Source organism: Janthinobacterium sp. LPB2021202312-11-4 (assembly GCF_037049705.1).
Lineage (GTDB): Bacteria > Pseudomonadota > Gammaproteobacteria > Pseudomonadales > Pseudomonadaceae > Aquipseudomonas.
This window is the reverse complement of record NZ_JBAGKV010000044.1, coordinates 38280-45617: the sequence shown is the minus strand read 5'-3', so window position 1 is coordinate 45617 and position 7338 is coordinate 38280. Positions and strand designations below refer to the sequence as shown.

The window sequence follows — 7338 nt, the reverse complement described above, 5'->3', positions numbered from 1 at the left end:
CTAAAGGGATCAACTGAACTTAGTGTCATAAGTCGCTAATCGAGACGGCCGCAATGGCCGTCTCTTTGTTTAAGCCGTTGACAAGGTTTCCAATCAGGTAGACCTTTGCGTTGCGTGCAAAACAGAATTGCCATCAATCAGATTGATAGCAGGCTAACGAAAGGTGCATGCTAGAGGGCTTGCTTTGCTCTTATATCATTCCGAATGATAGTTACCTTTGCCTCATTCGATTCGTGCGATACAGCACCGCCGAGCATCATCCGTCCATTCTCAATACATTGGCGGATGCATCCATGGAACAGTCACTCAAACATTTGCGCTTCCCGTTGGCCTTGTTGGCCGTGGTAGTGATGAGCGCTTGCGGCAAGGCTCCTCAGACTGCCGCCAGCATGCCCGCAGCGAAAGTCAGCGTGGCCAAGGTGCTGGAGCAACCCGTCAACGAATGGGACGAATTCACCGGGCGCCTCGAAGCACCAGAAACCGTAGAAATTCGTCCTCGGGTCTCCGGTCAGATCGATGAAGTGGCTTTCACTGAAGGCGCACTGGTCAAAAAAGGCGACGTGCTGTTCCAGATCGACCCCCGCCCTTTCCAGGCTGAAGTCCGCCGCCTCGAGTCGCTGGTTGCTCAATCCCGCGCCAATGCCACCCGCAGCGAAAATGAAGCCCAACGTGGTGAACGCCTGCGTACCAGCAACGCGATCTCCGCCGAACTGGCCGATTCGCGTACCAGCGCCTCCCAGGAAGCACGCGCTGCCGTCGGTGCCCTCCAGGCTCAACTGGACCTGGCCAAACTGAACCTGAGCTTCACCCGCGTCACGTCGCCAATCAGCGGCCGTGTCAGCCGTGCGGAAATCACCGCCGGTAACCTGGTGACCGCCGATACCACCGCGCTCACCAGCGTCGTTTCCACCGACAAGGTCTACGCCTACTTCGACGCCGACGAGCGTGTGTTCCTCAAATACACCCAACTCGCCCGCCAGGGTAAACGCGGCGCTACCACGCCGGTGTACCTCGGCCTGTCCAACGAAGACGGCAACCCGCACCAGGGCGTGATGAACTTCGTCGACAACCAGGTCAACCCGAAGACCGGCACCATCCGCGGTCGCGCCGTGTTCGACAACAGCGACGGCACCTACACCCCAGGCCTTTATGCGCGTCTGAAACTGGTCGGCAGCGGCACCTACTCCGCCGTGCTGATCAACGACGAAGCCGTCGGTACCGACTTGGGTAAAAAGTTCGTACTGGTGATGGATGCCGACAACAAAACGGCCTATCGCGCAGTCGAGCTGGGTCCGAAGATCGAAGGCTTGCGCATCGTGCGCAGTGGCCTGAACAAGGACGACACCGTCATCGTCAAGGGTCTGCAACGGGTTCGCCCTGGCTCGCCGGTCACCCCTGAAGTGATCCCGATGGCCAGCAAAGAAACCCTCGCCGCTCTGGCTCAACAACGACAAGCGCTGGAAGCCAGCAACCTGCCCCAAGTCGCACCTGCCAAGGTCGCGCCGGGTACGGTTGTGAAACTGGCTGCTGCGACTCCACGCGGTTAAGGGACGACAACTCCGATGAATTTTTCCCAATTCTTCATTTCACGGCCGATCTTTGCAGCGGTACTTTCGCTGCTGATCCTGATCGCCGGCGCCATCTCGCTGTTCCAATTGCCGATCAGCGAATACCCGGAAGTCGTTCCGCCGACCGTTGTGGTTCGTGCGAACTTCCCGGGTGCCAACCCTAAAGTCATCGGTGAAACCGTGGCCGCTCCCCTGGAGCAAGCCATCACCGGCGTCGAGAACATGCTGTACATGTCGTCGCAGTCCACCGCTGACGGCAAGATCACCCTGACCATCACCTTCGCACTGGGCACTGACCTGGACAACGCACAGGTGCAGGTGCAGAACCGCGTTACCCGGACCGAGCCGAAGCTTCCCGAAGAAGTGACGCGCATTGGTATCACCGTGGACAAGGCCTCTCCGGACTTGACCATGGTGGTCCACTTGACCTCGCCGGACAAACGTTACGACATGCTCTACCTGTCCAACTACGCCTTGCTCAACATCAAGGATGAGCTGGCGCGTCTGGGCGGTGTCGGTGATGTGCAACTGTTCGGCATGGGCGACTACTCCCTGCGAGTGTGGCTCGATCCAAACAAAACCGCTTCGCGCAACCTGACTGCCACCGACGTGGTTAACGCCATTCGCGAGCAGAACCGTCAGGTCGCTGCCGGTGCCCTCGGCGCGCCACCTGCGCCAAATGCCACCAGTTTCCAGTTGTCGGTTAACACTCAGGGTCGTCTGGTCTCCGAGGAAGAATTCGAGAACATCATCATTCGCGCAGGCGATAACGGTGAAATCACGCGCCTCAAAGACATCGCTCGCGTCGAACTCGGCTCCAGCCAGTACGCCCTGCGTTCGCTGTTGAACAACCAACCGGCGGTGGCGATCCCGATCTTCCAGCGTCCTGGTTCCAACGCGATCCAGATCTCCAACGAAGTTCGCGACAAGATGGCCGAGCTGAAGAAAAGCTTCCCGGAAGGCATGGACTTCAGCATCGTCTATGACCCGACGATCTTCGTGCGCGGTTCCATCGAAGCGGTGGTTCACACCCTCTTCGAAGCACTGATCCTCGTTGTATTGGTTGTAATCCTGTTCTTGCAAACCTGGCGCGCCTCGATCATTCCATTGGTGGCGGTACCGGTTTCGCTGATCGGTACGTTTGCGGTGATGCACCTGTTCGGCTTCTCGCTGAACGCCCTGTCGCTGTTCGGATTGGTGCTGGCCATCGGTATCGTGGTGGATGACGCCATCGTGGTGGTGGAGAACGTCGAGCGAAACATCGAGCTCGGACTGACGCCGGTCGAAGCGACCAAGCGTGCGATGCGTGAAGTGACCGGCCCGATCATCGCCACGGCGCTGGTGCTGTGTGCGGTGTTTATCCCGGCGGCGTTCATCTCCGGGTTGACCGGGCAGTTCTATAAACAGTTCGCCCTGACCATTGCGATTTCGACGGTGATCTCGGCCTTCAACTCGCTGACCTTGTCGCCAGCACTGGCTGCGGTGTTGCTCAAGAGCCACGACGCGCCGAAAGACCGCTTCTCCAAGGTGCTCGACAAGATCTTTGGTGGCTGGTTGTTCCGCCCGTTCAACCGCTTCTTTGTGAAGGCCAGCCATGGTTACGTCGGCACAGTCGGCCGGGTTATCCGCAGCAGCGGTATCGCCCTGCTCTTGTACGCTGGCCTGATGGTGCTGACCTTCTTCGGTTTCGCCAACACCCCGACCGGTTTTGTGCCTGGCCAGGACAAGCAATACCTGGTGGCCTTCGCGCAACTGCCGGATGCCTCGAGCCTGGACCGTACTGAAGACGTGATCAAACGCATGTCCGACCTGGCCCTGAAACAGCCTGGTGTGGAAAGTGCGGTGGCCTTCCCGGGCCTGTCGATCAACGGCTTCACCAACAGCCCGAACGCCGGCATCGTGTTCGTGACCCTGAAACCGTTCGACGAACGTAAAGACCCGAGCATGTCCGCCGGTGCGATTGCCGGGGCATTGAACGGCAAGTTCGCCGGGATCGAAGAAGCCTACATGGCGATCTTCCCGCCGCCGCCGGTACAAGGCCTGGGCACCATCGGTGGTTTCCGCCTGCAAATCGAAGACCGGGGCAACCTGGGCTACGACGAGCTGTACAAAGAAACCATGAACATCATTACCAAGAGCCACAACGTGCCGGAACTGGCCGCCCTGTTCACCAGCTACACCGTGAACGTGCCGCAGGTCGATGCTGCCATCGACCGCGAGAAAGCCAAGACCCACGGCGTGGCCGTCAGCGACATCTTCGACACCCTGCAGATCTACCTGGGTTCGCTGTATGCCAACGACTTCAACCGCTTTGGTCGCACCTACCAGGTCAACGTTCAGGCCGAGCAACAGTTCCGCCTCGAACCCGACCAGATCGGTCAGCTGAAAGTGCGCAATAACAAAGGCGAGATGATCCCGCTGGCGACCTTCATCAAGGTCAGCGACACCTCGGGCCCGGACCGCGTGATGCACTACAACGGCTTTATCACCGCTGAAATCAACGGCGCGGCAGCCCCAGGCTACAGCTCCGGCCAGGCCCAGGCGGCCATCGAGAAACTGCTCAAGGATGAACTTCCGAACGGCATGACCTACGAATGGACCGACCTGACCTACCAGCAGATTCTGTCCGGCAACACCGCACTGTTCGTGTTCCCGCTCTGCGTACTGCTGGCGTTCCTGGTACTCGCGGCTCAATACGAAAGCTGGAGCCTGCCACTGGCGGTGATCCTGATCGTACCGATGACCCTGCTGTCGGCCATTACCGGGGTGATTGCTTCGGGGGGCGACAACAACATCTTTACCCAGATCGGCTTGATCGTACTGGTGGGGCTTGCCTGTAAGAACGCGATTCTGATCGTCGAGTTTGCCAAGGATAAACAGCAGGAAGGCCTCGGCCCTCTGGCGGCGGTACTTGAAGCTTGCCGTCTGCGTCTGCGGCCGATCCTGATGACCTCCTTCGCGTTCATCATGGGTGTGGTGCCACTGGTTTTTTCCAGCGGTGCCGGTGCCGAGATGCGTCACGCCATGGGTGTGGCGGTGTTCTCCGGGATGCTCGGGGTGACCTTCTTCGGTCTGTTGCTGACGCCAGTGTTCTACGTATTGATTCGTAACTTTGTGGAGCGCGGTGAAGCTCGCAAAGCGGCCAAGGCGCTAAATCTTCAAAAGCAACTGGAGGCGCAACAATGAGCCTGAAAGCCTTCCTGCCGAGCCTTCTGGTACTGGCGCTGAGCGCCTGTGCCGTCGGCCCGGACTACAAAACCCCAGCCACGGAGGCGGCCAACATCACGACCGCCACTGATGGCGCCAGCGGTCAGAAGAACTTCGACCGCTCGCGTTTCGAAGGCATCTGGTGGCAACAGTTTGAAGACCCTACCCTCAACCAGTTGGTGACTCAGTCCCTGGAAGGCAACCGTGATTTGCGCGTCGCTTTCGCCCGTTGGAAAGCGGCCCGGGCGATTCGCGATGACGTCAGCAATGACGCCATGCCGACCATCACCAGCCGCGCCAGCAGTGACCTGGCCAAAGGGCAAATCCCTGGCCAGACCACCAAACGGGTCAACAGCGAACGCTACGACCTGGGCCTGGACATGGCGTGGGAGATCGACCTGTTCGGCCGCATCCAGCGCAATCTGGAATCGGCCAACGCCGAGCAGCAAGCGGCCGAAGCCGATCTGTACCAACTGCAAGTCACCATGATTGCCGAACTGGTAGACGCCTACGGTCAACTGCGCGGCGCACAACTGCGGGAAAAGATCGCCCTGGCCAACCTGAAGAACCAGCAGGAATCGAGCAAGATCACCGTCAGCCTGCGTGATGCCGGCGTCGGCGATCAGCTCGACGTGGTCCGCGCCGATGCGCGCCTGGCCTCCGTCGAAGCCAGCGTGCCGCAATTGCAGGCCGAGCAGGTTCGGCAGAAAAACCGCATCGCCACCCTGCTGGGTGAGCGTCCGGACAAGCTGACCGTAGACCTGAGCCCTAAAGATTTGCCCGCCATCGCCAAGGCGTTGCCGATCGGTGATCCGGGTGAGTTGCTGCAACGTCGCCCGGACATCCTCAGTGCCGAACGCAAACTGGCTTCCGCCACCGCCCGTATTGGCGTGGCCAAGGCTGATTTGTTCCCACGGGTCAGCCTCAGCGGCTTCCTCGGCTTTACCGCCGGGCGTGGTTCGCAGATCGGCTCCTCGGCGGCCAACGCCTGGGCACTGGGCCCAAGCATTACCTGGGCAGCGTTTGACCTGGGCAGCGTTCGGGCCCGTTTGCGCGGTGCCGACGCCGATGCCGAAGGCGCCTTGGCGACCTACGAGCAACAAGTGCTGCTGGCCCTGGAAGAATCGGAAAACGCCTTCAGCGATTACGGCAAACGTCAGCAACGGCTGATTTCGCTGATTCGTCAGAGCGAATCCAGCCGAGCCGCTGCCGACCTGGCAGAAATTCGCTACCGCGAAGGCACGGCGGACTTCCTCGTCCTGCTCGATGCCCAACGTGAACGTCTGGCAGCCGAAGACACCCAGGCCCAGGCCGAAGTCGATCTGTATCGCGGCATCGTCGCGATCTACAAAGCCCTTGGCGGTGGCTGGGCACCGGAGACGGTCGCCAGCAAGTAAGTTTTTAAAGAGCTCCTTTGGTTGGCCGCAACCAACCAAATTTTTTGGCCCCGCGTCTCATTCGGTCGCGGGGCTTTTTTTTGCCTGCAGAAAATACTGTCTCCTGTAGGAGCAAAGCTTGCTCGCGAAGGCGGTGTGTCAGGCAATGCTGATGTTGGCTGACACACCGCCTTCGCGAGCAAGCTTTGCTCCTACAAGGTTTAGCGGTGCTCTTCAGACTGATGGGTTTCCATGACAGTCACTGTCGCTGTCGTCCCCGCCCGTAGCCGGTTCTTGGCGGCATAGTCCGCATCAATCTGAATTCGAACCGGTACCCGTTGCGCCAGTTTGACCCACGTATAACTGGGATTGATGCTGGCCAGCAATCGGCTGCCAGGGGCGTTCTCCCGGTCGGCGATGGCGAAGGCAATGCTTTGCACCGTGCCACCGAACGTTTCGCCGCTCATCAACTCGACCTTGACCCGGTCGCCCTCTTCGATTCGCGGCAACTTGGTTTCTTCGAAGTAACCGCTGACATAAAACGAGTCACTGTCCACCAACGCCAACAGCGCACCGCCGGCCGTGGCGTAGTCGCCCTGACGGGTCAGCAGGTTGGTGACATATCCGCTGACGGGCGCTTCGACCCGCGTGCGCTGCAAATCCAGTTCGGCTTGGCTCAACGCGGCGATGGCCAATTGCACATTGGCTTGTGCCAGCCCGAGGTTGGCCTGGTTACGCAATAACTCGGCCTGGGCCACCGCGACTTCGGTACTGGATTTCTCCCACTCCTCACCGGAAATGGCGAAACGCTGTTTAAGCGTGCGCCGCCGCTGCTCCTCGCTCTGACGCTGCTTGAGCAACGCCTCGCTGGAAACAATCGATGCCTGGGACTGGCCAAGCGTTGCTTTCGAGACTTCAACGGAACGCTTGGCCCGTTCCACCGCCAGGCTATAGCGCGCCGGGTCGATCTCCAGCAACAACTGGCCTTTTTCCACATGCTGGTTGTCCTGCACGCCGAGACTGACGATGCGTCCTGAGACGTCGGCGGACAAGGTCACCACGTCTGCGCGAACCCGGGCATCGCGAGTCCATGGCGCGCGGGTGTAATGCTCCCAGGCGAACCAGCCAAGGACGAAAGCCAGCAGCACCACAACGACAGTGGCGAGTCGGGAAAGGATCTTCTTCAA

The 7338-nt window shown here is 59.8% G+C and carries 4 protein-coding genes; 3 read left to right on the top strand and 1 reads right to left on the bottom strand.

Translation table 11 applies throughout. From position 1 onward, the window contains the following. The first annotated feature begins 293 nt into the window (after positions 1–293). From mexE to V5E99_RS28790, 3 genes are read left to right on the top strand one after another with little or no spacing between them, the layout of a single operon-like run. Entirely contained in the window at positions 294–1547 is a 1254-nt protein-coding gene (mexE, locus tag V5E99_RS28800; protein WP_499805809.1) for a multidrug efflux RND transporter periplasmic adaptor subunit MexE, read from the top strand. A gap of 15 nt (positions 1548–1562) precedes the next feature. Further along, the gene (locus tag V5E99_RS28795; protein WP_499805807.1) at positions 1563–4754 is read left to right on the top strand and encodes an efflux RND transporter permease subunit; all 3192 of its coding nucleotides are present in this window, start codon (positions 1563–1565) and stop codon (positions 4752–4754) included. Next, positions 4751–6172: an efflux transporter outer membrane subunit gene (locus V5E99_RS28790; RefSeq protein ID WP_499805806.1), complete on the top strand. Its 1422-nt coding sequence runs from the start codon at positions 4751–4753 to the stop codon at positions 6170–6172. Before V5E99_RS28795 ends, V5E99_RS28790 begins: the two co-directional genes overlap by 4 nt. A 200-nt stretch (positions 6173–6372) precedes the next feature. Here V5E99_RS28790 and V5E99_RS28785 read toward each other — a convergent pair whose 3' ends face one another. Further along, positions 6373–7338 carry an HlyD family secretion protein gene (locus tag V5E99_RS28785; protein WP_499805804.1) on the bottom strand — a complete coding sequence of 322 codons (966 nt, stop codon included), beginning with the start codon at positions 7336–7338 and terminating at the stop codon, positions 6373–6375.

Coding starts and splice junctions, on each gene's coding strand:
- mexE (WP_499805809.1), top strand. CDS start 294: ATGGAACAGTCACTCAAACATTTGCGCTTCCCGTTGGCCTTGTTGGCC.
- V5E99_RS28795 (WP_499805807.1), top strand. CDS start 1,563: ATGAATTTTTCCCAATTCTTCATTTCACGGCCGATCTTTGCAGCGGTA.
- V5E99_RS28790 (WP_499805806.1), top strand. CDS start 4,751: ATGAGCCTGAAAGCCTTCCTGCCGAGCCTTCTGGTACTGGCGCTGAGC.